Source organism: Myxococcus faecalis (assembly GCF_050039385.1).
GTDB lineage: Bacteria > Myxococcota > Myxococcia > Myxococcales > Myxococcaceae > Myxococcus > Myxococcus fulvus.
The window spans coordinates 8,107,438-8,133,315 of sequence record NZ_CP144336.1 but is presented as its reverse complement, the minus strand read 5'-3'; the positions used below and the strand labels follow the sequence as shown (position 1 = coordinate 8,133,315).

At 66.5% G+C, this 25,878-nt stretch carries 15 protein-coding genes; 7 read left to right on the top strand and 8 right to left on the bottom strand.

The window, feature by feature from the left end:
• Positions 1-9: 9 nt before the first annotated feature.
• On the bottom strand, positions 10-1,335 hold the full coding sequence (locus VZQ01_RS32790; protein ID WP_426745613.1) for an amidohydrolase family protein: 1,326 nt from the start codon (positions 1,333-1,335) through the stop codon (positions 10-12).
• A 1,048-nt stretch (positions 1,336-2,383) separates the two neighbouring features.
• Between VZQ01_RS32790 and VZQ01_RS32785 the strand changes: the two genes are divergently transcribed.
• Positions 2,384-2,818: a helix-turn-helix domain-containing protein gene (locus VZQ01_RS32785; RefSeq protein WP_426745612.1), complete on the top strand. Its 435-nt coding sequence runs from the start codon at positions 2,384-2,386 to the stop codon at positions 2,816-2,818.
• A gap of 50 nt (positions 2,819-2,868) precedes the next feature.
• On the top strand, positions 2,869-3,291 hold the full coding sequence (locus tag VZQ01_RS32780) for a transposase (protein ID WP_426745611.1): 423 nt from the start codon (positions 2,869-2,871) through the stop codon (positions 3,289-3,291).
• A gap of 1,093 nt (positions 3,292-4,384) precedes the next feature.
• Here the strand turns inward: VZQ01_RS32780 and VZQ01_RS32775 are convergent.
• Together VZQ01_RS32775 and VZQ01_RS32770 are read right to left on the bottom strand one after the other, a co-directional pair.
• Positions 4,385-9,787 (bottom strand): RHS repeat-associated core domain-containing protein, encoded by a 5,403-nt coding sequence (locus tag VZQ01_RS32775; protein ID WP_426745610.1) that lies wholly within the window; start codon positions 9,785-9,787, stop codon positions 4,385-4,387.
• A 173-nt stretch (positions 9,788-9,960) separates the two neighbouring features.
• Positions 9,961-10,620 (bottom strand): TolB family protein, encoded by a 660-nt coding sequence (locus VZQ01_RS32770; RefSeq protein WP_223783993.1) that lies wholly within the window; start codon positions 10,618-10,620, stop codon positions 9,961-9,963.
• Positions 10,621-11,640: 1,020 nt separating this feature from the next.
• Between VZQ01_RS32770 and VZQ01_RS32765 the strand changes: the two genes are divergently transcribed.
• Together VZQ01_RS32765 and VZQ01_RS32760 are read left to right on the top strand one after the other, a co-directional pair.
• Positions 11,641-13,731: a spermidine synthase gene (locus VZQ01_RS32765; protein WP_223783992.1), complete on the top strand. Its 2,091-nt coding sequence runs from the start codon at positions 11,641-11,643 to the stop codon at positions 13,729-13,731.
• A gap of 141 nt (positions 13,732-13,872) precedes the next feature.
• Positions 13,873-15,381 carry a hypothetical protein gene (locus VZQ01_RS32760; RefSeq protein WP_426745609.1) on the top strand — a complete coding sequence of 503 codons (1,509 nt, stop codon included), beginning with the start codon at positions 13,873-13,875 and terminating at the stop codon, positions 15,379-15,381.
• 241 nt (positions 15,382-15,622) lie between these two features.
• Here the strand turns inward: VZQ01_RS32760 and VZQ01_RS32755 are convergent, their stop codons facing one another.
• A complete protein-coding gene (locus tag VZQ01_RS32755; RefSeq protein ID WP_426745608.1) occupies positions 15,623-15,814 on the bottom strand; it encodes a hypothetical protein in 192 nt (63 codons plus the stop codon).
• 787 nt (positions 15,815-16,601) lie between these two features.
• Here VZQ01_RS32755 and VZQ01_RS32750 point away from each other — a divergent pair.
• Positions 16,602-18,170, top strand: a complete 1,569-nt coding sequence (locus VZQ01_RS32750; protein ID WP_426745607.1) for a YfhO family protein — start codon at positions 16,602-16,604, stop codon at positions 18,168-18,170.
• A gap of 6 nt (positions 18,171-18,176) precedes the next feature.
• Here the strand turns inward: VZQ01_RS32750 and VZQ01_RS32745 are convergent, their stop codons facing one another.
• From VZQ01_RS32745 to VZQ01_RS32730, 4 genes are all read right to left on the bottom strand, one after another.
• Entirely contained in the window at positions 18,177-18,944 is a 768-nt protein-coding gene (locus VZQ01_RS32745) for a MerR family transcriptional regulator (RefSeq protein WP_223783989.1), read from the bottom strand.
• A gap of 98 nt (positions 18,945-19,042) precedes the next feature.
• Complete coding sequence (locus tag VZQ01_RS32740) at positions 19,043-19,936, bottom strand: hypothetical protein (RefSeq protein WP_426745606.1); 894 nt, start codon at positions 19,934-19,936, stop codon at positions 19,043-19,045.
• Between the two features lie 151 nt (positions 19,937-20,087).
• Complete coding sequence (locus VZQ01_RS32735) at positions 20,088-20,345, bottom strand: hypothetical protein (protein ID WP_046715176.1); 258 nt, start codon at positions 20,343-20,345, stop codon at positions 20,088-20,090.
• A gap of 162 nt (positions 20,346-20,507) precedes the next feature.
• Positions 20,508-23,345 carry a fused MFS/spermidine synthase gene (locus VZQ01_RS32730; protein ID WP_491630666.1) on the bottom strand — a complete coding sequence of 946 codons (2,838 nt, stop codon included), beginning with the start codon at positions 23,343-23,345 and terminating at the stop codon, positions 20,508-20,510.
• Between the two features lie 78 nt (positions 23,346-23,423).
• Here VZQ01_RS32730 and VZQ01_RS32725 point away from each other — a divergent pair, with 78 nt between their 5' ends.
• Positions 23,424-24,398 carry a sensor histidine kinase gene (locus VZQ01_RS32725; RefSeq protein WP_426745604.1) on the top strand — a complete coding sequence of 325 codons (975 nt, stop codon included), beginning with the start codon at positions 23,424-23,426 and terminating at the stop codon, positions 24,396-24,398.
• A gap of 10 nt (positions 24,399-24,408) precedes the next feature.
• Positions 24,409-25,860, top strand: coding sequence for a sigma-54-dependent transcriptional regulator (locus VZQ01_RS32720; protein ID WP_426745603.1), 1,452 nt, complete (start codon positions 24,409-24,411; stop codon positions 25,858-25,860).
• Positions 25,861-25,878 lie beyond the last annotated feature (18 nt).

Here is a 25,878-nt window from a genome sequence, read left to right as displayed (position 1 = left end):
CTCCCTGTATCAGCTTCCCAGCCGCGCGCGGGACCAGACGCGCTCGAGCGCCTCGGTGGCGGCGAGGGACAGGTCCACGTAGTCGGTGCCGAGCAGCTGTCCCTCCCGCACGCGGACGCGGCCATCGACGATGGTCCACGCGACGGGAGAGCGGGCGAGCTGGCCGATGAGATAGGGCGAGTAGCCCGTCTCGGGGTCGGCGGCGGGAATCGAGTCGTAGACGACGAGGTCGGCGAGGCTGCCCTCCTCGACGGTGCCCGAGGGCAGACCGAACAGGCGCGTGCACAGCTCCGCGGGGCCGCTGACGAGCAGGTGCGCGAGCGTGCTGTCCACGTCGGGCAGGTGGCCCGCGCGGGAGATGCGCAGCACACCGACGAGGGCCGCGAGCAGTTCGTCCTGGAGCGTCCCGTGGCCGCCGGTGCCCAGGCCGAGCAGGTGCAGGCGCAGGAGGATGGCCTCCATCGGGTCCGTGCCGCGCTCGAGGGTGCGCACGCCCCGCGCCGCGAGGGACACGAAGGTCTCGGTCTGCTCCAGGCGGGTGGCCTCGGCGCTGTCCAGGGCGCGGGCATAGCCGGCGATGGCGCGAGGGCCGAGCAACCCGAGCGAGTCGAGGCGGGGCACCACGCGCTGACCATGTCGTGCGTAGGTGGTGCTGAGGTCGTCCTCGTTCTCGGCGAGGTGGAAGACGGTGGGGACGTCGAGCTCCGCGCTCAGGCGGGAGATGCGCGACAGGAGCGCGTCCTCGCAGGTGTACGAAGCGTGGAAGCCGAGCGCGCCGCGCACGAGGTGGTGCTTGGCGTGGCGGCGGGCGAAGTCCACGTTGGCGTCGAGCCACGCATCGGCTTGCGCGGCACCATCCATGCTGTGGGTGGCGTGGCTGGTGACCAGACGCAGACCAACGCTCTCGGCGGCGCGGGCCTGGGCGGCGAGGCCACCGGCGACATCGGCGCAGGCGAGGTGCTCGACGACGAGGGTGACGCCATCGCGCAGGGCACGGGCGGCGGCGAAGCGCGTGAGGGCCTCCACATCCTCGGGGGACACGAGGCGGGCCACACGGCGCATGCGCTCGAGTCGCTCGCGCGGCGGCAGGAGGAGGAACTGGCCATTGGGCGGCAACAACTGCCCGTTGACGAGGTGCGAGTGGCTGTCGACCAGGCCCGGTGCGACGAGGCGCCCACGGCAAGCGACCTCCCAGTCACCCGGCAACACCGGTACGTGGGCGTCGGGAGCGACGCGACGGATGACGCCACCTTCGACCACCACGGCCATGCCACGGCGGACCCGACCGTCCGCTCGGAACACAGCGCAGTTCTTCAGCAGCAGGCGACCTTCCATGTCCGACATCTGTCATAGCACGGCTTCCCCGAGGGGGGAGCAGGACAAGTCGGGGAATCCCGGGGCCACCATGGGGGCTCGCCATCCCTAAACGGAGCCACGCTTGTGCCCACTGAGTTTCCACAGAGACCTACACGCTGCTCGATGCAGGCCGGATATACTGCCCCGAGGACACTACAGTCCGCATCCACGAAGTTGGTCTAGGACAGCCCGCGCGTCTCCATCCACGATACGCCAAAGTGGCGTTTCACTGCCCACTGACCGAAGCTTCTCAATGAACAAATCCATCTCAGACCGAGCGACCCCTCGAAGCTCGCCCAGTCGCCTAAGGTAGCGTTCCACCTGGCGGGCGCAGATTTTCTGGTGAGCCAAGCGGTGCTCGCTTTCATTTGAGCAACGCCTGAGCAGCACGACTTGGGTTGAGACATCAACAAGAGCGGCTGCCACCGTAACAGGGTCGGTATGTTCCTCCCGATTTAAATACAGCATCCGTTCCGCTGGGATGAATGCTGTCTCCCTCCCGCTCCACAATACGGACAGCGCGGCCTTCTGCACTCTTCTGAATCGAGCTGAATCCGCATCCCGAAGCACACGGATGCCATCCTCCACCAAGGAGAACTCCTCCTCATCCCCCCCGTATATCGCAACCCCCCCGTACTCCTTGCGCTGGTGAACATAAAGCATGAGTCTGTAGGTATATCCACTGACCCAGGACCAGAACTTTCGACGGAGATCCATAAGCGAACTCCACTCTCATGCGGCCCGACAAAGCGAGCCGGAAACCGACATTTCATCGAACACATCGTCCCTACCTGACATTACTGCGCGGCAACGGGAGGATTCAACGAGCCATTCACAGGAAGTTGCCTACTCCGCAGCGCGCCAAGCCTTCGTCATCAGGCAGCAACACAGCAATTCAGTTCGAAGCCCGCGGGCGCCCCATCATCGAGCGCAGAGTGCTACCGCTGCGGAAGAAACCAGCACTCCCAGTCCTCATCCCGGATGAAGCCTGCCGCGCCTGCATGTTGGCCCAAGTAGGAGGGTCGACATGCAGAAGCCTGGCATGAAGCTGAAGCAGGCGGGGAAGGAGGCGCTGGACGCGCTGATGCGCCGGGGCCGTCATTCGGTGCGGGTGTTGAAGCGAGCCCGCGCTCTGCAACTGCTGGGGGACGGCTGGACAGGCGTGGCCGCCGCAGGGGCTGCAGGCATCTCGGAGCGCACGGTGTGGCAGGTGCGAGGACGCTACCGCCGAGAGGGACTCGAAGCAGCCCTACAGGAGAGGCCCCGACCTGGACGCCAGCGGCGCTTCACGCCCGGCCAGGCCTCCCAAGTCGTGGCGCCGGTGTGCAGTCGTCCGCCAGACGGGTATGCCCGATGGACGCTGAGCCTACTGGTGCGTGAAGTCGCAGGACGGGGAATCGTGCCTCAGGTAGGCATGGAGACAGTGCGCGAACTCCTCCAGCGGCATGACTTGAACCCGTGACGGGAAAAAGGTGGTGCGTACCCAGCCTGGATGCCCAGTACGTCCAGCGCATGGAGGAAGTGCTGGCCCTCTACGAGCAGCCCTTCAGCCGACGTGAGCTCTTTGTCTGCTTTGACGAGCGGCCCGTGCAACTGCTGGACTCCAAGCGCGATGCGTTGCCCATGTACCCCGGAACTGTCACCCGGCGTGACTTTGAATACGTGCGCTGCGGCACCGCCAACCTCTTCTGTGCGGTGGAGCCTCGGACAGGGAGCCACTTCGTGAAGGCGACTCGCTGCCGCAAGGCGGCTGATTTCGCAGAGGCTGTGCGGGACCTGGCGTACCGCTACCCCAAGGCATGGAAGATTCATCTCGTGCTGGACAACCTCAATATTCACATGCGCTTTTCACTGACACGTCGCTTCGGGTGGAAGAAGGGCTTGCGCCTGTGGAGCCGATTCTGCGTCCACTACACCCCGGTGCACGGCAGCTGACTCAACCAGGCTGAAATCGAGCTGAGTCTCGTCTCGCGCCAGTGCCCGGGACACCAGCGGGTCGCTTCAGTCGAAGCCTTGCGCCACAGGACTCGCGCCTGGGAATGCGATGCCAAGCGCCACCGCGTTCCCATTCGCTGGGCCTTCACTACGGCCAGGGCCCGGAACACCTTCCACTACCAGCCGGAGGACTTCATCCGGGATGAGGACTAGCACTCGAAGGCCGCTCAGTGCTCCTACGTGACACCGAGCTCGGTTGAACCGAAGGAAGAGAGGCACGTGGATTGTCCATTAGCATCGCTTGGCTGGCGCTGAGGACAACGCCACTGGCGGATGACATATGAAGATGCGACCATTCATGGCTCTTCGGCGCGGCATCAACTTGAGCCAGCAGCCCACACGGCGATACCCCGCGAGCGTCAACGTCGTCCAACCGCACCCAGGACGCTACCTCGGGCACGTTGGCATACAGGAGCCCAGCAACTGGACTCACGTATCATGGAGAGATTGCATAAGGACTCATTGGGGAAAGACAAGCCGCTGCAAATTCATCCACAACTCTCACGAGCACGCCGAGGACGCGCCTGCGCGAAAGATTTGCGTAGGATCGCGCTCTCAGGCGGCGCAAAGCTTTACGAGCGAAGCCTAACCAATGCAGCGCCCGTTGCAGCAAGAGTCGACACGTGGTGCCCCGTGCGGACCGTCAACTTGCGCACCGTCGCGTCCGGTTTCTACACAAACTTCGTGGAAGGTCAACACAATGGTCCGGCGAAGAGTCTCCGAGGGGAATTGCCTTATCCCAGAGAAGAGCGAGCCCCCACGTTCGTATCAGACGAGGCCGGGGCAACCAGCGCCTCTTTCAATTCCAGCCACGGCACCTGCATGTAGGCCCCTCTCAATCAGGCCAACATGCAGGCTCGGCAAACAACATCTGAAGTGAGGATTGGGATCGACCCCGCCTCCCGCCGTAGCGAATGGTAGAGGCCACGTGCTCGGGCGCAGCCCTCCACCATCCCATCAAACAGGAAGGAGGACGATTGCCTCCCTCCGCACCTCACCCGCAGAGTCGAACGTCAATCCGAGACTCTCGGCATTATGCCATAGGGTAGGAGTCCCAAGGACTGCTCCGCAAACTCGGAAGGCCGGGGACGCCTGGATCGAACAGCGAGGGGTCAATCAACAACATCGGAAACGGAAGCCAGTCCAGGAGATCGAGCGGCTCTGGATCCGGGTCGGGCGGGTCATTTCCCCCGCAAGGATCTTTCTTCCGTCGCCTTTTCTCCTTCCCTTTCTTACGCAGCTCTTCGATGGTTTGAGGAACCCGCTGCACAAGCTTTCCGGACTTTTGAGCCACATACAGGTGCACACTAAGCACAAACGCTCGAACCCATCTTGGCGAGCGACCATCTGGGTCAGTGACCATTTGAGGATTGTTTGACGCATAAGCGTAAACGGGCACGCCATACCCACCCAAAGCCACCCCATGCACATAATCAGGCTCATGCCCCAAGGGCTCTGGCTGCAAGTATCTTCCACTTCCCGGGTCGTAGTATCTGTTCCAATTCTCAGCGAGCCCAGTCTCGTCATCGTGGTACTGGCCCGGGAAACGCAGCGGAATCCAGAAGGGCTGCGCCCCCGACTGGTACCGCTGGTACTCGTACCCCTCCAGCACCACGCCCTGGTAGCCCGACGCCGCTGCCCCGCTCGCCGCAAACCGCACCTCCACCCGCCCATTCGCTGGCTGCACCCACGGCGTCACGACATTCCCCTTCCTCACCTCCGAGGTGGAATGCAGGCTCGCCGCCGTGTCCACATCCACCAGGCTGACGCTGGCCGCGCCACTCTGCGTATCCACCAGGTGGTACAGCGCACGCATCCTCACCACCTCCACTCCCGCACTCACCGGCTGCGTCAGCGTCCCCAGACTCACGCTGCTTCCGCTCGTGTACGGGTGCGCCGTCTCCGCCACCTGCGACACCCGGTTGACGTGCCCAAACGGGTCATAGTCCGCGGCCCCCGTCACTCGCCTCGAGGCGTCCAGCATCACCACCGGCTTGTCGAGGTGGTCCACCACCGGGAAGTACACCCCACACGCAGCCGCCTCCTCGTTGCGCGTGCAGCTGCCCACCCCGTCCGCCTGGCGCGCCCACGCGCTGCTGAATTTCGCGCGGATGACGGCCACCGACTTGCCTCCCAGCCACACATAGTCGTCCGTCGTGTAGTGCCCCACCGCCGTCGCGAAGCCGTCACTCCCCCGGTCCGTCAGCAGCTTGTGCCCGTAGCTGTTGAAGTACTCGTCCTTCGTCCCTCCGGGGTACGCCTTCAGTCGCCTCCGCCCCTGCGCGTCGTAGAAGTAGTTGTAGATGAGTCCATTGCGGTTGACGGCCCGGAAGACGGTGTCCGTCGCGACGCCCGTCTGCGCGCCCTCGTCGACGCCATATTCAAACCCTTGCACATACACCGGCGTCCCACTCACCCCAGGCGCCCACCGCTGCGACGTCACCCGCCCGTCCGCGTCATGCGCCAGCGCATACCTCAGCAGACTCCCTGACGCCGTCTTCCCCCACTCCGCCAGCCTGTCCACCGCTGGCGCAGACGCCATTGTGTACGCATACGCCGTCCCGTCCGCGGACATGCTGCTGCGGTTGCCTCGACTGTCGTACCCGTAGCTCCGACTCGTGTACGCACCTCCCGTCGCCGCCACATTCCCCGTCGGCCTCCCCGCCGTCACCAGCTTCAAACTCCTGTCGTACCCGTAGGTTTCGATTCGCGGCGTCGTCGCTCCCAGCACGCACGTGTCCACCTGCGACACCTGGTCCCCACTCCACGTGTACGTCCGCTTGTAGATGTCGCCACTCCCCGCCCCTGGCGTCAGCGCCCCCGTCGACACCCGCAGCGCCCTCAGCCTTCCCGTCAAATCCCCACTCGCCACACTCGGCGCCGACGCGGGGCACGCCGTGGGCACCTCCCCGGCATTGCCTCCCAGCATGTACTCCACCGCGCTGCTGTTGCTCGTCGTCGGGTGATTCACCTGGTAGCCCCTCAGCTGCCCATAGGGCTCCCAGACGACGCCTTGAATGAGTCGCGTGTCCGTGAAGCCCGAGCTGCCCCACAGCCTCACGTCCACCGCCTGCACCCTGTCCGCCGCCGCCCCCGTCCCGTACACGTACTTCACCACCCGGCCATGCGGGTAGGTGACGACGTCCACATTCCCGTTGGCCGTGTACGTGTAGAGGGTGTGCGGCTTGTCATTCAGGCCCGCCGAGGCGCACCCCGTCTGCCCCTCGCGCAGTCTCACCTCGCCAGCCAGTCGGCCGTGCGCGTCGTACTGGTACCAAGTGCGCCCGAAGGAGTCGTGCTGGTAGCGCAGCCGCCCCCGCGTATTCGCAGGCTGCGGGCAATCCACCGGCGGTGTGCTCGTCGCATCCCCCGTGTCCGTCACGTCGTATGAGAGGACGAAGAGGTTTTGCACCGCCGGCGTACTGGACGAGGAGATGAAGTGGCGCTTGCGCCTCAGCAGCCGGCCCACCGCGTCGTACTCCTGCGACACCCTCTCCCCGTGCGCTTGCATCTCTGGGGACGCCTTCTCCACCAGCAGCCCCAGCGCGTTGTATGCGTACCGCGTCGTCCCTGCCCCTCCCACTCCGTCCTGAGTGTGCGGCAGCTTCGCCCATACCAGGTTGCCGAAGTCGTCATGGGCATACTCGCTGGCGGGGCTTTCCGCTGTGCAACTCCCGCACTCATTCCCCGTGCCCACCGCGCACCCCTGCCGCACCGCCGTCACGTTGCTTTGCACGTCGTACGAGAAGCACGTGCGCTGACTCACCCCCGTGGAAGGGAATTCGTCCAGCTTCGCCAACCTGTCCAACCTGTCGTACCCCAGCGAAGCGCAGAGAGTCGACACGGGCTGCCCCGCGCTGTCCGGCCCTCCGCACACCGCGGGCGCCGCATTCGAGGCAAAGCCCACCCCCGTCAGGTTTCCATTCGCGTCAAACAGACGCGTGGCAGCAACCGGCGACGGCAGGTTGCCCAACCCCTGGTAGGTGGGGTTTCGGCGCGCGTCCGCCGCGAATGTCACCACCCGCCGCGTCTCCGCCGCGCTGCCCGTCCACGAGAGGTACGTCTCCGTCTTCACCGTCTCGTCCGGCCAGTACGCGTACTCCACCTTCTCCGTCCAACTCGCCCCATTCGCGTCCGCCCCCTTCGCCCTCCACTGCAGCAGGTATGTCGGCGTCCCTCCCACGCACCCCATCCCCGTCGTCGTCCCCGTCCGGTAGCAGAAGACGTCGTAGTTGCCCTGCGGGTGCTGAATCGCCTTCAGCCTCCCGTTGTCGTAGCTCACCTGCGTCGTCGTCGTCACGCTCCCCGCAACCACACTCTGCCGCGTCAACTGACTCTGGTTGTACTGACGCTCCACCACCACCCCGTTGAAGTCCTGCACTCGCGTCGCATTGCCGTAAACGTCGTAGTCCAGGTACTGCGTCTCCAATGACGTCGCCCCTCCGCACCCACCCGGCAGCACCGACTTCTTCTTCAACTGGTTGCGCTTGTGCCCCGTCTCCGTCGTCGCCCAGTACTCGTACTTCACGACGGGGAATACCGTCCCCACCGGGCAACCCGTAATCGTCGCCACGTCCGCCGTCTCATCCACGAAGCATGGGCCGTGCGTCTCCAACTCCCGCCCCTGAGCATCCGCCGTGCCCACCCCTCCGCACTGCGGCGCTCCGTAATGGAAGAGGCCCACCCGCTTCTTCACCACCTGCCACGCCCCCGCGGTGTTGTTCCACACCTGCGTCCACCCCGTCCGGAACTCCGCTTTCAGCCGGTTCGTCGCCGTGTCGTAGACGAATTGCGTCTGCGCCACCCCACCACCCGGCGCCAGCACGCTCGGTACCTCCAGCCTCTCCAAAAGCCTCTCGTACGCCGGCGCCGCGCGCCCCGTGCTACCCAGCGTGTACTTCAAATCCGTCTGCGCCAACGCCCCCGTCCCACTTGAGTCCTGCGCCCCCTCCACCAGCCTCGTCAGCGACTTCATGTGCTGAATCGGCACCCCAGCGTCCCCCTCGATCACTCCCGCGTCCGGCACCGCCGCGTGCGTGTACAACTCCCACGCATTGCGCCGGTCCTTGTGTGCCTTCGGCATCGCCGGAATAGTCGACGTGTCCCCGGGAGCCAGCGGGCACTCGTACTCCCACTTCTGAATCCCACCCACGAAGCCGGGGCAGGACGTCCCGTCGCATCGCTCCTCCATCGAGTTCAGCCGCCACGTCTGGTGCTGGTAGTGCGCCGGCGCCGACACGAAGCGCGACGTCATCGTCGTCGCCCCATTCGCCCCCGTCCCCAACCCCGCCTTCGAGTCCACGAATTCTCGCGTCGGACGCGTCCCTCCGTGCACCAGCGTGCACGCATCCGCCACCCCGGGGTTGCTGCTCGTCACGTCGTTGATGGTGAAGTCGTGCCCCTCCCCCTCGTCCCGCGTCGCCACCGTCCCGTTGTAGTAGTAGCTGTGTCGACTCGTCAGCGCTCCGCCCTCCTTGCGCTCGAACGTCGTCGTCGCATTCCCTGAAACGGGGTACGTGTACTCGATGCTCCGCCCCGTCTGCGGGTAGTCCACCTTCACCAGGAAATTCGACGCAGGCTTGTACTGGTACTGCACCAGCGTCTTCTCCGTCGCACCACCGTCCTCCTGCGACTCCACGTTGATGTGGTCCAGCACGCACTCCGTACGCCCTCGCGTATTCACCAGCCGCTGGTAGTAGAAGCGCAGCACCGTCCCGTCTCGCGTCGTCACCGTGTTGATGTACGGCACTCCGGGCGTCGACCCCGCGCCTCCCACCGGGCACAGCGTGTCCGGCGTCGTCCCTCCCGACGTCACCGGCACCGCGTACGTCACCACCGCGCGCGGAATCTCCGTCGCCCCCGTCGGAGCGTACTCCGTGTCGAAGATGCGCGTGAGGAAGTAGTGCCGCGCCCCCGTCCCGTCCGGGTGCACGTACACCGCCTCATGCTCGTACCTCCCGCTCTCCTCCCGGTAATAGACGAACTTCTGCGGCCACGTCCCTACCGTCGCCACGTCCTGCCACAACCGGTCCGCCGCATTCTTGTTGTTATCGTTGACGTACCACCGCCCAGACACCGCCGCCTTGCTGCTCAACTGGTACGTATTCCGAAACCCGTCCACGTCCCGGATTTCCGCCTCTGCTCCCGACGCGGACCACTTGTAGACGGCGCTGTAGAAGTTGTGCCACCAGTTGAGGCTTCCCCCATTCCGGTGCTCTCCAAACGGCCGCGCGAGGTAGTTGTTGCTTGTGCTCGGCAGGAACCCCTCCGAGAAACGTGAGTACGCATACGAGCGCGCCGGCGACACGTACATCCGGATGAACGGCAGGCTCCCCTGGCTCAGCTTCAGCTCGAAGTCCTGCTCCCGCAGGTACGAGTACCCGTCCGACACATTCACCGGGTCCCCATGGAAACCGGGCGCCTCAATCTTCGGCATCGGCGGCGGCCCATTCCCACCTCCACCTCCGCCTCCGCCTCCTCCTCCCCCACCTCCGCTAGGATTGCCTTGCGAATCCTGGCATCGCGGAATGACGTCCTGCGGGCAGAACTGCGCCAACGCCAGCGCCGGCATCACCACTGCCACCACGCACACACCTTGGATAATCTGTCTCAAGGCACTTCCCCCACCGCAAAGAGTCGTGTCACACGCCCACCCGCCAGCACCATCACCGCCTGCTCATCCTGAAAGAATATCTCTCGCCCATCGACGCCATATTGCGCGCGTGCACGAAAATCCTCCGCCAACAGCAGGCGGTGCAACACCCGGGCGGGACGCTTCAACGACGTCCACTCCTTGAGGACTGCATGCGGCCCATCCCTCGCCACGAAGACCAGTCGTTTCCCATCAGGGGAGAACGCCGGCTCATTCAAATCTTCCGCCGCGAGGACTTCCGGCTGCACCACTCCGTTCTTCATCAAATGCAAACTCTTCTTCGTCACGCTGCACAGCGTATGCACGTAGAGGAGTTCTCCATCTGGCCGAAACGTCGGACTGAGATGGCACCCCACCTCATCCGTCATCGCCTGCACCTCCGTCCCGTCCATCCTCACGCGATATAGCTGGGCATTGGCTTGCGGCTGGTGCTGCCCCGGTGGCCCTCCCATTTGCGGATGGTGCGCGTAGTAGACCCACTTGCCATCCGGACTGAGTGCCGGATCAGCGTGAAAGCCCAATTCCCTTCCGATTCGTACCGGCGCCGTATCCGAGCGCCACTCCCAGCGATACATCAAATCGTTCCGCGCCGTCTCATCATACGCGGTGAAGACCACGTACCGCCCATCTGTCGAGAGAGTCAGCGTCCTCGCTCTATAGGGCGGCGGAAGGACAATCCGCTCGGGCTTCCGCGAATGCACTTCCAATGCCACCCACTCTCCTGACCTCCCAAACGTCACGAACCTCGCCTCCACTTTCGCAGGGGGAGACGTTGAAACCAGCACTGCCAGCAGGGCGCCCAGTATCATTTATCCGCCCCTCTCACTTCGGTCAGGACAGGCATCCAATCCGAGGGAGGAATACAAACGCCTGTCGCAGCTTGCGGATGGACCGTTCCGCATTTCCATCCCGCCGGACATTCAGCTTCCGCTCGACAGCCCTTAGAGCAGACGTACCCCGTACTTGGCGCCGCCTTGACATGAAGACACACGCCCGACACACACCCGGCTTCGCCTGAGCTAGAGCAATCCTCCCCCAGACCCGTGGCGCGCGCGGAGGCCGCCTTCTGGCGATGCTCTCCAAAAACTTCCTCGATAGGAGCCTCTTGCGTCACCATCTCTGGTGATGGCTCCTTACACGCCCCGGCCAGTACCGCCATGACTCCAATCAACAGAGTAATTCGGTTCGTCACAGCGTCTCCAAGGCAAGACCTCACGAATCTTTGTCCAATAGTTCACATATCGCTCCCTTCACACGCAAGTCAACTAATCCCCGCATTCCCACGTCACGCATATTTGCCACCACGATACGCATGCATCAGGTGAACAGAACCCACACCGCGAGAGGACATCGCCTCCTCTGCGATTCATGAAGTCGTAAGTTTCGACCCTCACGCTCCAAACCTCTGACGCATCCGACGCCCGTGAATGGCCGGCCTGCAGGTTGCGGTTCGCATGGCACACCTGGATAGGCAGCCCATCGAGTCTTCTATTGAGAAGCAGGGATCACTGCCCCCGCCCTGCAGAAACGCGCCCGCTCAGCACGCGAATCGAATGCGCACACGAGGAGCAGTAAGGGACTTGCCAGCGCGATGCCTCGCTGGGATAACCGAACCATCCGACTTTACAGGGAAACCAATGGAAGCTCCTCCCCAGAAATCCTTCGCCCGCACCTACATCGGCATTCTTTTTCACCTCTGGGTCTTCCTTGGCTCCTTTCTCCTCTTCCAGGTCGAGCTCATCCTCGCCAAGCGGCTCCTCCCCTCTTACGGCAGCAGCGCGGCCATCTGGACAACCTGCCTTGTTTTCTATCAAGCCGTTCTGGTGCTCGGGTACTTCTACTCAAGCAGAGTGACTCTGGCGGTTCAGCAGGGAAGCTATCGCTGGGCGCATCTGATCTTCGTGCTGCTCGCGGTGGTCGTCTTTCCTTTCCGACTGCATCATTTCGACCTGCCACCCGTCGCGGCCATTCTCCTCACGCTGACGATATCCCTGGGATGGCCGTTCCTGGCTCTGTCAACAACAAGCGTCGTTGCACAGGGGTGGTTTACAAGAACGGAGCACCCGTCAAGGGCTGATCCGTTCTTCCTTTACGGGACATCCAACGCAGGGGCCCTTCTGGCCCTTCTATCCTTTCCCTTCCTGGTGGAGCCAGCACTCGACCTCGAAGTGCAACTCCTGGTCTGGTATGTCGGCTATGGGTGCTTTGTCCTCCTGGCGTGGCTTTGTATCCTGCAGGTTCGAACTGGAGCCCCCACCGACAGAACAGCGGAGACGTCCCCCAACGCAGAGCCCCGCCTTCAGGCTCCGCGCTCATCACGAGTCACCTGGATGCTGCTTTCAGCAAGCGCCAACGCTCTGCTACTTGCAGTCACGAACGTCCTCACCCTGGACGCATCCATCCCGCTGCTGTGGATTCTCCCCCTCTCACTCTACCTGCTTACACTCGTTATTTGCTTTTCCAAGCGACCGCCCACCGAAGCGGGGCTGAACCGGCTGGCTGTAGGAAGTCTGGCCATCGCCGTCATCGCGGCCGTCTTCGCACTGGCTCGGGCACAAACATCCATACCGTCGCTGGTCCTCCACAGCACCGTGCTGTGGGTAGGCTGCTTGCTGATGCATGGAAACCTCGTGTGGAGCCGCCCAAGCGACCCTCGCCTTCTGGGCTCCTTCTACCTGCACGTTTCTCTCGGAGGATTGGCCGGGACTCTATTACTTGCACTGATCGTCCCCCTGACCCTCGGCTCCCTGGCGCTTCCTTATCTGGATCACGGACTGGCCGGACTTCTTCTCCTGGCCGGGCTGGCGGCGCGCGATGTGATGCGTCAGGCCCAAGGGGTGCCTCGCCCCAAACTCGCGCCCTACGTTTCGGGCGGAGCAGCTCTTTTCATCATCGCAATCCTCACGCTCTCCGGGTGGATGCTTGCTCGAGGGCGAATCGAGGGGTCCCGGACCTTCTATGGTCACTACACCGTCAAGGACACAGGGACACTGCGACTGTTTCAGCACGGCAGCACCGTTCATGGAGTCGAGAACCTCCACCCGGATGAACGCGGAGAACCGCTCTCGTACTATCACCGCGGTTCTCCAGTGGGTCGCGTGCTCGCCGCGGAGCGCATTGGGCGAGGTCGGGTTGCCGTTGTGGGACTTGGCATCGGGAGTCTCGCCGCATACGGCCGGCGCGGTGAGTCCTGGGACTTTTATGAACTCGACCCAGAAGTCGAACGACTCGCCCGGCAGTACTTCAGCTTGCTCAACACGAGCCAAGCGCAGATCCGCGTGATTACTGGCGATGCGCGTTTGCGCATCGAGGAAGCCGAGGATGCTCGCTACGACATCATCGTCCTTGATGCGTTCTCCAGCGACTTCGTCCCAACACACCTGCTGACCCGTGAAGCGCTGGACCTCTATCTCCGGAAGTTGAAGCCAGAGGGGATTCTGCTCTTTCACGTTTCGAGCCGACTGTTCAACCTCATCCCAGTCCTCACCCGCCTGAGCACTGAACTGGGCGTCCAGGGACTCGTCAGTCAGAACGAGACCCTGACCGCCGACGAACTCGCGACGGGCCGCTCACCGAGCCTGTGGTTCGCAATGAGCCCTGACAGCACCGTCACGAGCATCCTCGAGCAAGAGCTTCCATTCCAGGCGATGGAGTCGTCTCCTGACCTCCTGGGTCGACGAGCCTGGACAGACAACTACGTCAATCTCCTGCATGCACTCGCCCAATGAAACCGAAGGGCCGCCCGGCCAACCTGGATAGCCCTGGGAAGGAGCTGCCCTACCGCGGCAGGCAGCTATCGAGCTTGCTCGGTCGGCTCCATCGAGCGCGCCTTCGCAGGAGGCCCGGGAGCACTGTAGGCTGCGGCCCACATGAGAACGCGGTCCCTCCTCCTCCCAGGACCGGCGGCTCTGGCGGCACTGGTGCTCACCGTGCGGCTCGGGATGTCGCCGCTCAAGAACTTCGACCTCTTCTTCCACCTCGCCGGGGGCCAGTTCGTCCTGAAGAACGGCTTCACCCGCGTGGACCCCTTCAGCGTCACGGGGACCGCGGGCTGGGTGCCTCACGAGTGGGGCTTCGGCGTGCTCTGCGTCGGCCTCATCCGCCTGCTCGGCGCCGCGGGCCCGGCGCTGCTCGTCGCGGGGCTCGTCGCGCTCAACCTCATGCTCCTGTGGAAGGTCCTCGAGCGCGCCGCCTCGGGTCGACGCGGACTGCTGGCCGTCGCCACGCTCGCCGCCCTGCTCGTCGTCTACGGCCCCACCTGGCCCCAGGAGCGGCCGTACCACCTGGGCCACCTGCTCTTCACCCTCGCGGTGCTCGCCATCCAGTCGTGGCGCGCGGGCAATGACCGAATCCTCTGGGTCTTCCCCTTCCTCGGCGCCATCTGGGCCAACGTGCACGGGAGCTGGTTGCTGGGCCCAGCGCTCCTCGGCTCCACCGCCGTGGGCCAGTACCTCGACGAGCGCACCCCGGAGTCGCTCCGGCGCTCCCTGAAGGCCGTCGGCTTCAGCGTGGCCGCGTTCCTCGCCGCGGGCCTGGGGCCCGATGGCATCAACATCTACCTGTACCCCATCCACCACTCGCTCCTCGCCTCCACGCAGACCATCGTCGAGTGGCGGCCCCTCAACCTCGACCTCGCGTCGAGCTGGGCCTATCTCGCGCTCGGCGGCGCGGCCTGCTTCGCGGTCGGCCAGTCCCGCGTCCGCAAGGTGGCCATCCTGCTGCCCGCCTTCGTGCTGGGGCTCGCCGCCATCAAGGTCCAGCGACATGCGCCCTTCGCGGCCGTGCTGCTCGCGCTCGCGCTGCTGGAGCATGCGGCGCTGACGCGCGTCGCGGGCGAGACCACGGACACGGCGGTCAGCGCCTGGAAGCGATTCTGGGGTCGGGTGGATGCGTGGACGGCCGGATGGAGCGCCAAGGCCGGTGGCGGACTCTGGCCCACGCTCGCGCTGCTGGGGCTCGTCGTGATTCACGCTCAGCACCCGCTGCCCTTCGACCAGGGCGTGAAGCGCTCCGTCATCCCCATCCCGGTGTTCGAGGCGCTGCGCAAGCACCCGCCGGGCAAGGTGCTCAACCCCTTCGTCATCGGAGGGCCCATCTCGTTCTTCGCGGGCGCCGACTACAAGGTGTTCATCGACAGCCGGAACGACCCGTTCCCCATGTCCATCCACGAGGACTACGACAAGCTCGTCTGGGGCGAGCCCGGCTGGGAGGACGCGCTGGCTCGCTATGACCCGGACTACCTCCTCTGGGACATCGAGAACCCGGGGAACATCCTGCTCGACAACCTCCGTGTGCTCGGGGGCTGGCGGGAGGAGGCTCGGGACGGCAACTACGTCCTGTGGATTCGCGAGCGTCCCACCGCGACGGGCCAGCCATGACGACGCGGAGACTCGAGGGACGCAAGGTCGCGCTCGCCCTCGTCGGGCTCGTGGCGATGCTCGCGTTCGACTACAGCCCCGTGCTGCGCGGTGAGCTGCTCGCGGGCCGCGACGTATTCCGCATCTTCTTCCCCGACTCCGCCTTCCTCCTCGAGTCCCTGCGCACAGGGGAGCTGCCCCTGTGGACGCCGTACATGCGGCTGGGACAGCCGTTCGCCGCGACGCTCTACTCGCAGGTGTTCTATCCGCCACGGTGGGTGGCCGTGCTCGTCTCCGGGCACATCGTCTCGATGACGGTGATGCACATCGCGCACGCGGCGCTCGCGGCGGTGGGCGTGTTCCTGCTCGCGAGGAGACTGCGCGCCTCATGGCCCGCGTCGCTCGTCGCGGGCGCCATGTTCGGTCTGTCGCCGATGATGACGGACCTGGGCATCCAGCAGAACGTCGTGGATGCCGCGGCCTGGAGTGGGTTCATCCTCCTGGCGGCGTATGACCTCGCGCTCCAGCCAGGACGCGGGCCGCTGACCCGCCTCGCCATCTTCTCCACCCTGTCCCTGTTCGCCGGCTCGCCGGAGACCACGCTGTGGCAGGGAATCATCGCGGTGCTCGTGGCCGGTTTCGTTGGCGCGACGAGGTCACCTGGAGCGCGGGGAACAGGCACAGCACCTTCGGCATCTCATGCCGCGAGCCTCGGCCCGTCGAAGCACGAAGGCAGCGTGACGCCTCGTTCAACCGAGGGACGCGTCGCGCCCTCCGTGGCTTCAGTGTCATCGCAACATGTCGTGGCGTCCCGCGAAGCCTCGGCCCAGGCCGAGGGAGAATCGGCTGCCAGACTCGCGCTCACGGGGCAGCACCCCACAGGCGCATCCACGACCGAGGGTACGGCTCACGTCGCCGAGCATCCCGCCGCACAGCGCCCGCTCGCGAGCCCCTCATCGCAGATCGCATCCGAAGGTGATGCCTCGGTCGGGCATCCCGCCGCGCTGCGCTCCCTCACGAGCCCCTCATCTCAGGTCGCGTCAGCATCCGACAAGGATGTCTCTGTCGGACGCCCCGCCGCGCAGGGCCCGCTCGCGGGCTCCGCCTCTCAGGTTGCGTCCGCGTTCGAGAGTGCGCCCCACGTCACATCCAGTTCCACCTCCGAGCCGGAGCAGACCCTCCACGTCACCACCGCCTCGCCACGTTCATTACGGAGGGGTCTCCGCTCCCGAGTCCTCGCCGTGGTGGCCGTCGCGGGTGGATTCATCCTCTCCGCCATCCTCGCGTCCGTGGTCCTGGTGCCCACGGCCGAGTTCGCGCTCAACTCGCTGCGCGCGCAGGGTGGCTGGTCGGAGCAGCTCGCGTGGTCCGTGTCGTGGCCGCAGGTGCTCTCGTCGGTGTGGCCGCTCGCGGACTGGCCTCGTGACAGGTACTGGGGCAAGGACCAGTGGTTCATCCTCAACCTGTTCCTGGGCACCCTGCCCTGCACGCTCGCCATCGTCGGTGGGCTCCACGGTCCACGGCGCGCTCGTCCCTTCCTCATCGGAGCACTCGCCCTGGTGCTGCTGAGCCTGGGGCGGCACTTCCCTCCCGCGGCCTGGGTCCTCCAGTCCGTGCCGCCGTTCTCCCTCTTCCGCTACCCCGCGAAGTACTTCGTCGGCACCGCCTTCTGTCTCTCCGTGCTCGCGGCCTTCGGGCTGGATGCACTGGGCCGGCTCGCGCGGAAGCTGCCTCCCTCGCGCGTGAAGGCCGCCGTGGCCTTCGTCCTCATGGGCGGTGCCATCGCCGCGAGCGGACCCGTGGTCCGCATGCTCCCCATGCGCGCCTCCGCTGAAGCCGGTGCCCCCTGGGTGCCCTTCGCGCTCGGTCTCGCCGTGGTCACCGTGCTCCTTCTGCCGTGGTCCTTCGCCCGCCCGCGCCGCGTGCGACACGGACTCGCGGCACTCGCCGTGCTGGAGCTCGCGGCCGCGCACTCGTTGCTCGGCGTTCCCAGGTACACGCCCTGGGAGGCCTTGAAGCAGCCCTTCTCCCTGCGCGCCTTCCTGCCCGAGCCCTTCCAGGGACGCATCAGCGCGGACATCGAGGGACCCGAGGACCCGACGCGCGTCGGCATCACCAACACCATCGAGCGCAGCCTCGACCGCCTCATCCCCAACCGCTTCGTCGAGGAACGCCTCCCCGCCCTCGAGGGCTATGGCGCCCCCGAGCCGCTGCGCTCGGACGTCTTCCACCTCGCGGGAGAGCGCGGCGCCTACGACCTCGCGGGCGTCACACACTACATCCGCAAGGGGCCGCCCCCCTTCGAGGACCTCGAGTTGCTCCATCAGGCCGAGGACGGCACCACGCTGTCCCGCTCGCGCACCGCGCTGCCTCGCGCGTTCCTCGTCCAGCGCGCCCGCGTCGTCTCCGACGAAGAAGCCCTGGAGGCCGTCCTCGACGAGGACCACCCCTTCCGGGAGATCGCCTTCCTCGCCACCGGCGAGCCCCTGGACCAGCCCGAGTGCGCCGGAGGCTCCGTGCGAATCGAGAAGAGCACCGCCCAGCACCTGGAGCTCGACGTCAGCGCGTGTGACGACAGCTACCTCGTCGTCTCGGACAGCTACTACCCCGGGTGGCGCGCGACGGTGGACGGGAAGGACACCCCCATCCACCGCGCCAATCACGCCCTGCGCGCCGTGCGCCTGACTCCCGGCGCCCACCGCGTCCACTTCGACTACGCGCCCACGAGCTTCCGGCTGGGACTCGCCCTGTCACTGCTCGGCTGGGCGGGGCTCGGCTTCGTGTGGCTCAGGGCGAGACGCCGCGCGTGACGCGTCTCATGACGTCACGCCGTGCCGCTCCGCGTTCGCCACGAAGGCATCCCGCAGGTACCGCGCGAGCCCCGGCTTCACGCGGTCCAGGTTCTCCGTGAAGCGCGAGTCCCCCACGTACATCTCTCCGAGCCCCCGCTGCATCACGTGTGAGCATGGGTAGAACCACTTCGAGATGAACTGGCGATACGCCTCCGCCAGCGTCAGCACCTCGGGGTCCGTCGCCACGCGCCCCGCTTCGAGCTGTTCCGCGAGTGCCCCGAGGAGGCCGTCCTGCTCCGCCTTGATGGCACTCCAGTCCTCCTTCTTGTAGCGCGAGGTCCGTCGGGACGACTCCCGGTACGCCTCGGTGTCACCCCAGCGCTCCTTCACCTCCGCCTCGTACTTCGACGGGTCGAAGTCCCCAAACGCCTCGAACATCTTCTCGCTGTCCATGTGCTTCCCCTGCTCGAGTGCCTCCAGCGCCTGGTCCACCGTGCGCCGGAGGGCGTCCAGTCGCGAGGCCCGCTCGGACAGCAACTGCCGCTGCATGAGCAAGGCCGCGCGGAGGTCGAAGTGAGGGTCGCCCAGGATGCGGCGGATCTCCTCCAACGGGAAGCCGAGCTCCCGGAAGAAGAGCACCTGCTGCAACCGCCGCAGGTCCACCTGCGTGTACAGCCGGTAACCGGCCTCGCTGCGCCCCGAGGGACTCAACAAGCCCAGGTCGTCATAGTGATGCAACGCCCGGACGCTGACCTTCGCCAGACGGGCCACCTGGCTGACTGTAAGGGCCATCTCTCTCCACCTCGGATGAGATGACTAAGGCCTCACGTCGCGTGAGGGTCAACCCCGGGCGTGCACGAAGCTACCGGCGCCTCGAGCAAGCCCCTGCTTCAGTCGCCGCGCGCCACGCTCGCGGGAGCGTCCATCGGCGGACGGAAGACGTAGAGCATCAGCGGCGAGCCCTCCGTCACGCGCACCGAGGCGCCCCGACGCAGCACCCACAACTGCCCCACCTTCACGGGCTTCTCCTCGTCCGCGGTGAGGACACCCGAGCCCTCCGCCACGTAGACGATGACCGGCTCCGCCCGTGTCGCCTCCAGCGAATGCGCCCCCCGCGCGAGCACCACGCTGGACATCCGCCCCTCCAACGCGGGCAGCTTCACGATGGCCTCCTCCCCGCCCGCCTCGGCCAGTTCCGCGAGCGCCTGCAACGGCGTGAACGTGAAGGGCTCCGGCCCCCGCTGCATCCGCGCGTCCTCCGCGTCGATGTAGAGATTCCCATCGAAGCGCGGCGCGGCGAACACCAGGTTGCCCAGCATCTGGTCCTCCGCGCGGTTGAACCACGCGTGCCCGGTGAAGGGCTCGGAGGCAATCAAGTCCCCGGGAGGATGCGTCCCGCGTCGCTCCGTCAGCGCCCCCTCCTGCCCCCAGATCTGCTGCACCTCCGCCTGCCCCGCGACGATGACCGTGGCCTCGTGCGTCCGGCGGTGGATGTGCAGCGGGCACGCCTGTCCCCGCCCCATGACGTGCAGGTGCACCGTCGCGCCGTCGGCGAAGAAGAACGTGTCCGAGATGTCCGCCGCGTCGGGGTTCTTCTTCGCCAGCGACTCGAAGACGGCGGGCACGTCGAAGACCTCGACCTCCGGGTCCTCGGGCACCGTCATCGCGCGCTTCACCGCGAACAGCACCGCCACCAGGAACACCGTCAGCACCAGCGACAGCGTCCGGTACAACACCACCCGACGTCGCAGCGTGGCGGACTCAACCGAGATGGGCTCGCTCAAGGAGGGCATCCTGGACGTCACGCCGGGCTCCTCGCACCACAGCCGAGCCCGACTGCAAAAAGAAACATGGCGGGGCCCTCCGTGAGGAGGACACCCGCCACATGATTCGGAGGAAGCGCCGCGAGGCGACTCCTCACGAGACCCGAGGGACTCAGTAGGCGTTGTTCTTGCCGAAGTCCTTCATCGTCTTCTTGTTCAGCGCGACGTTGGACGACTGACCGTCGTTGTCCACGTCGGAGTTGCCGGCGAGGGCGGCCGCGGAGGCGCCGAACAGCTTGCGGATGTTGTCACCGAACAGCGTCACAACGCCGATGGCGGCGATCGCGATGAGGGCCACGATGATGATGTACTCGGTCATGCCCTGACCACGAGCCTTGCGGAGCTGGTTCTTCTTCGAGATCGCCTTCATGGAAGTCTCCTGGGGTTCAGACGGGAAAGACACCCTGTTACTCGGGGTTGAAACGCACCCTAAAGGAGATCCCACCTGCACCTCCATCCGTCATCGGGAGGATGGGGGTAATCTCCTGTGATTCCGGGCGAATAGCTCACTTCTTGAGAATTGGAGGCCCGCTCAGGGGCCGACCGGGGCCGCAACGGGCGGAGAATCCCGGGTGCACGCGGAGGCAGGGAGAGCATCGCACAGGTTCCGTACCGCCCGTGACAGCTCCTCGTCCTGGGGGTGCTCGGCGGCGGCCTGCCGTCCCAGGGCGAGCGCCTCCCGGGCATCCACCGGCGTCCAGACCGTGCGCGTGGCCCAGGCCTGCTCGGCCACGAGCTTCAGGTACGCGGCGATCAGCTCCGGCTCACGCCCACCTTTTCGCACCTCGGGCTCCAGGAGGGAGGCGGCCAGCGACAAGTCCTTCTGGGCCAGGGCGGCGCGGGCCAGGGCCACGGCGGCCCCGCGGCTGTCGGGCGCCACCTGTCGCCACAGCGAGGCCACGCCCCGGACCAGGGGGTCATTCGCGGCGTGGTAGCGCTCCATGTTCCGGTAGAGCCGCTCCGCCTGCTCGGGGGTGGGCGGGTGCTGGCGCAGGTAGTCCTCGATGAACAGCCGTGAGCTTCCGTCCGGGGAGCGCCGCTCGTCCTTCACGCGCACATCCAGGTTCGCCACGAAGAAGGCGATGGGCGAGGCGTACTCGAGCAGGTTGTGGTCGTCCGTGTTGATGGGCCCCGGGCCCGCGAAGGCGAGCTGCCCCTCCTCGCTGTGCACCTGCTTGGACAGCAGCGAGAACACGTCCGTGAGCCCCACCCGCTCCAGGTCCTTGCGCACCTCGGGCAGCGCCATGCGCCGGGCCAGCCGCTCGACATCGAGGGCCAGCGGCTTGCGGCTCGCCACCATGACCAGGTCCTGCGGCCCCAGCCACGTGGTGGCGTGCGGGAAGGTGTCGCGCATGGTGCGGACCACCAGCCGGATGAGCTCGTCGTTGCTCTCGTAGGTGTGGATCCACTGAACCAGCACGCCGTCGTCGGTGAGGTGCCGGTCCACCGTCTGGAAGAAGTCCCGCGTGAAGAGGCCGGACACGCCCGCCACCCACGGGTTGGAGGGCACGCTCACGACCAGGTCGTACTTGCGGTCCGCCAGCGCCATGAACGTCTTGGCGTCGTCGATGTGCACGCGCGTGCGCGGGTCATCCACCGCGTTGCGGTTGTCATCCTTGAACAGGCGCGCGGCGTCGATGACCGCCGGGGCGATCTCCACCATGTCCAGCCGCTCCACCGGATGCGCCAGCACGCTGCCCGCCGTAATCGCCGCGCCCGCGCCCACCAGGAGCACGTTCTTCGGCTCGCGCGCGTGGAGCAGCGCGCCCAGGTGGCCGGCCATCACCTGCGTCTCCACGTCGCTGCCGTTGGAGGCGTCAATCTTGCCGTTGAGCTTCATGAAGCGCAGGTGGTCCTTCGGGTAGTCGGCCACCAGCACCGTCGCGAAGGTGTCGTCCCGGTAGAACACGGGCTGGAAGTTCTTCTCCGTGTCCGCCACCAGCTTCGCGTAGCTGTCCGGCGGCTTCTGGTGCGAGCGGATGGAGGCGATGCCCGACAGCCGCACGGACCAGCCGCTCATGCTGCCCAGCACCACCACGGCCAACAGCGCCGCCGCGCCCACCGGCCACAGCGCGCGCACGGGGCTCTGCGGACGGCCCGACAGCGCGTGGAAGGCCAGCGCCGCGGCGGCGAGGTTCGCCACCACACCCGCCACGAAGTTGCCCTCCATGCCCCACCACGGCATCAGCACCAGACCGCCCAGCGCCGAGCCGGTGATGGTGCCCACCGTGTTCCACAGGTACACGCTGCCCAGCTCGCGCCCCACCTCGGACACCTTCGCCGTCGCCACGCGCGCCGCCGCCGGGAAGGCCGCGCCCATGAAGAACGTGGGCACCAGCAGCACGAGGCAGCAGAAGCCGAACGTCAGCAACTGGAACAGCGGCCAGGTGTCCACCGAGCGCGTCATCATCCACTGCGCCGTGCGGAACAGGTGCGGCAGCCGCACGTACAACGGCAGCGCCACGCAGAGGCTCGCCACCAGTGCCAGCTGCGTGAATCCGTACACGCGCAGCGAGTCCACCTTCTGCGCGCGCGTCATCAGCCAGAAGCTGCCCAGGCCGATGCCCAGGATGAACGCCGTCAGGATGAGCGTGAAGGCGTACGTGGACGCGCCCAGGACGATGGACAGCAGGCGGATCCACGTCACCTGGTAGAGCATGGACGTGAAGCCCGACAGCAGCACGCCCACCAGCGCCGCGCGCACCGCCACGCGGGGATAGGCCACGTCCTGGGCCCCTTCCGCCACCGGCGCCGCCTGTCCGGGCGCGAGCGCCGGAGGGTGCCTGCGCGCGAGCAGCAACGCCGCCACCGCCAACAGGATGTTCAGCCCCGCCGCCAGCTTCGCGGAGGCCGACAGCCCCAGCACCGGCACCAGTCGCGTGCCCGCGATGAACACGCCCAGCGCCGCGCCCAGGCTGTTGACCGCGTACAGCCGCGCCAGCTCCCGCTGCACCCCCGACAGACTGTCCGCGAAATGACGAACCAGCGCCGGCAGCGTGCCGCCCATCAGCAATGTGGGCACCACCAGGGACAGCGCGGCCACCAGCAGCCGGGGCCCCACCCGCCACCCGTCCGGCACGCTGGGCGCCACCGCCAGCCACAGGGCCCCCAGGGCGTCGAGGACGTAGGGGAAGGCCAGCGCGTACAGCGCCACGCCCAGCTCCAGCACGCCGTACAGGGCCAGCGGGCTCTTCACCCGGTCCGCTGTCCGCCCGAAGACAGATGCGCCCAGCGCCAGGCCGCCCATGAAGGTGGCGAGCACCACGGCATGCGCCTGACCACTGTTGCCCAGGACGTTCCCGAGATACTTGGACCAGACCAGCTCGTAGACCAGCGCGGTGCCTCCCGACAGGAAGAGGAGGGCCGACACAAGGTTCTTCGGGAAACGCGCGATGAGGGACATAAGGGGACAGCGCGGAACCTTACTCGTTATGTTCGGGACCCACCAATGAACGCCCACCTCCTGCAAGCCGCATTGCTCGCCTGGTCTCCAGGCCTGCGGGTGACCCGCGCGCAGGGAGACTGCGCCGCCATACTCCAGCACCCCGCCGAGTCACTCGTGGACCGCCCGCTCCACCTGGCCCTCGGGGTCTCCCAGGAGCGCGCCCGCGAGTTGGACCGCGTCGCGCGCGAGGACCGCCGCGCCGTGGAGTTCGTCTCCGCGCACCTGGGCGGAGAGGACGCCACGCCCTTGAGGCTCACGCTCGGTCAGGAGGACGGCGAGGCCTGCGCGTGCGTCCAGGACCTCAACGTGCTGCTGGAGGGCGCGCCGCCGGTGCAGATCTCCCGGCTGTCCTCGTCGCTCAGCCATGAGATCCGCAACCCCCTGTCCTCGGTGAAGATGGCGGTGCAGACGCTCGCGCGGAACACCGCGCTGTCGGACCGGGACAAGCGGCGGCTGACCATCGCCAACCGGGAGATCCGCACCATGGAGCGCATGCTGTGGCTCCTGTCCGAGTACGGCCGCGACACCACGCCCAACCTGGACGCGCACGCGCTGCGCTCGGTGCTCCAGGAGGCCCAGGGCATGGTCGCGCTGGAATTGGCCGAGCGGCGCATCGAGGTGCGCGTGGACGAGGAGGCGGAGCTGCCGCGCGTGCGCGTGGACCTCAACCGGCTGCGGCCCGTGCTGGCACAGGTGCTGCTCAACGTGGCCATGGGCCGCCCCGAGGACAGCCCGGTGGAGGTCGCCCTGAAGCGGGGCGGACCGGGCCGCGTGCTCATGGTGCTCAAGGACCCCGCCGCCGCCCTGCCTCCCGAGGAGAGCGGCACCCTGTTCGAGCCCTTCGGCTCGCGGCTGGCCCGGGGGGCGGGCCTGTCGCTGGCGGCCCTGCGCCGGGTGATGATGGGGCAAGGGGGAGACGTGGCCGCCGAGGGCAGCGCGGAGCCCGGCATGGTGTTCACGCTGACGTTCGCCACCTGAGAGGGACGCCATGGAGACCCTCCTCATCGTCGACGACGACGTGTCGCTCCTCGAGACCTTGAAGATGCACTTCGAGGAGATCGAGCACGACAACCAGCCGCGCTACCAGGTAGCCACCGCCACCAGCGCCGCGGCGGGCCTGCGCGCGGCCCAGGAGACCATGCCCAGCGTGGTCATCCTCGACATGATGCTCCCGGACCGCACGGGCCTGGAGATCATCGAGGAGATGAAGGGGCTGTGCGGCGACGCCCGCATCATCCTCGTCACCGCGTACCACGACATGGAGACGACCATCCGGGCCATGAAGGCCGGAGCCTTCGACTACATCCACAAGCCCTTCCCGGACCCGGCCGCGCTGGACCTCGTCGTCGAGCGCGCGCTGGAGTACCGCCAGCTGTCGCGCCGCGCGGACGAGGTCAACCGCGAGAACGCCGCGGTGCGCCTGGGCGACATCGTGGGCACCAGTCCCCTGATGCAGCAGTTGGTGAAGGAGATCGGCAAGGTGACCGGCAGCCACGCCACCGTGCTGATTACGGGCGAGAGCGGCACCGGCAAGGAGCTCATCGCCCGCGTCATCCACAACTACTCCTACGACGAGCCCCGGCCCTTCATCGGCATCAACTGCTCGGCCATTGTCGACACGCTGCTGGAGAGCGAGCTGTTCGGCCACGAGAAGGGCGCCTTCACCGGCGCCACCGCGGGCAAGCCCGGCAAGTTCGAGCTGGCCGAGGACGGCACCGTCTTCCTCGACGAGATTGGCGACATGTCGCTGATGCTCCAGGCGAAGCTGTTGCGCGTGCTGCAGGAGCGCGAGTTCGAGCGCGTGGGCGGCGTCAAGCGCATCAAGCTGCGCGCCCGCGTCATCGCCGCGACGCACCGCACGCTCGCCGAGGAGGTGGAGGCCACGCGCTTCCGCGAGGACCTCTACCAGCGCCTCAAGGTCATCACCCTCCTGATTCCCCCGCTGCGCGAGCGGCGCGAGGACATCCCGCTGCTCGTCAAGCACCTGCTCGAGCGCATCAACGAGAAGGTCCACAAGCGCGTCACGCGCGTGCCCACCGAGGTGATGGAGCGCCTCACCCGGCTGCCGTGGCGGGGCAACGTGCGCGAGTTGGAGAACGTGCTCACGCGCGCTGTCGTCCTCGCGCCAGGGGATGTGCTCCGCGGGGATGATCTCCCGTCACTCGACACCCAGCCCTCACCGGACAACGGACGGCCCCCGAGCAACAGCCTCATGTTCGCCGCGCCCGCGGTGGACGACGCCAGCCAGATTCCGACGCTCGATGAGGCGGAGCGGATGCTGATCGCCCGTGCGATGGCCGTCACCAAGGGGCACAAGGGTCGCACCTGCCAGATTCTTGGAATCAGTCGCCCGACCCTCGAGCGCAAACTGCAGAAGTACAATCTTTCACAGGGACAGAACCCTTCAGGGCCGGGGTTCCCCGTGAAAGATGACCCGTGAACACTGTCCGGGCCGCGA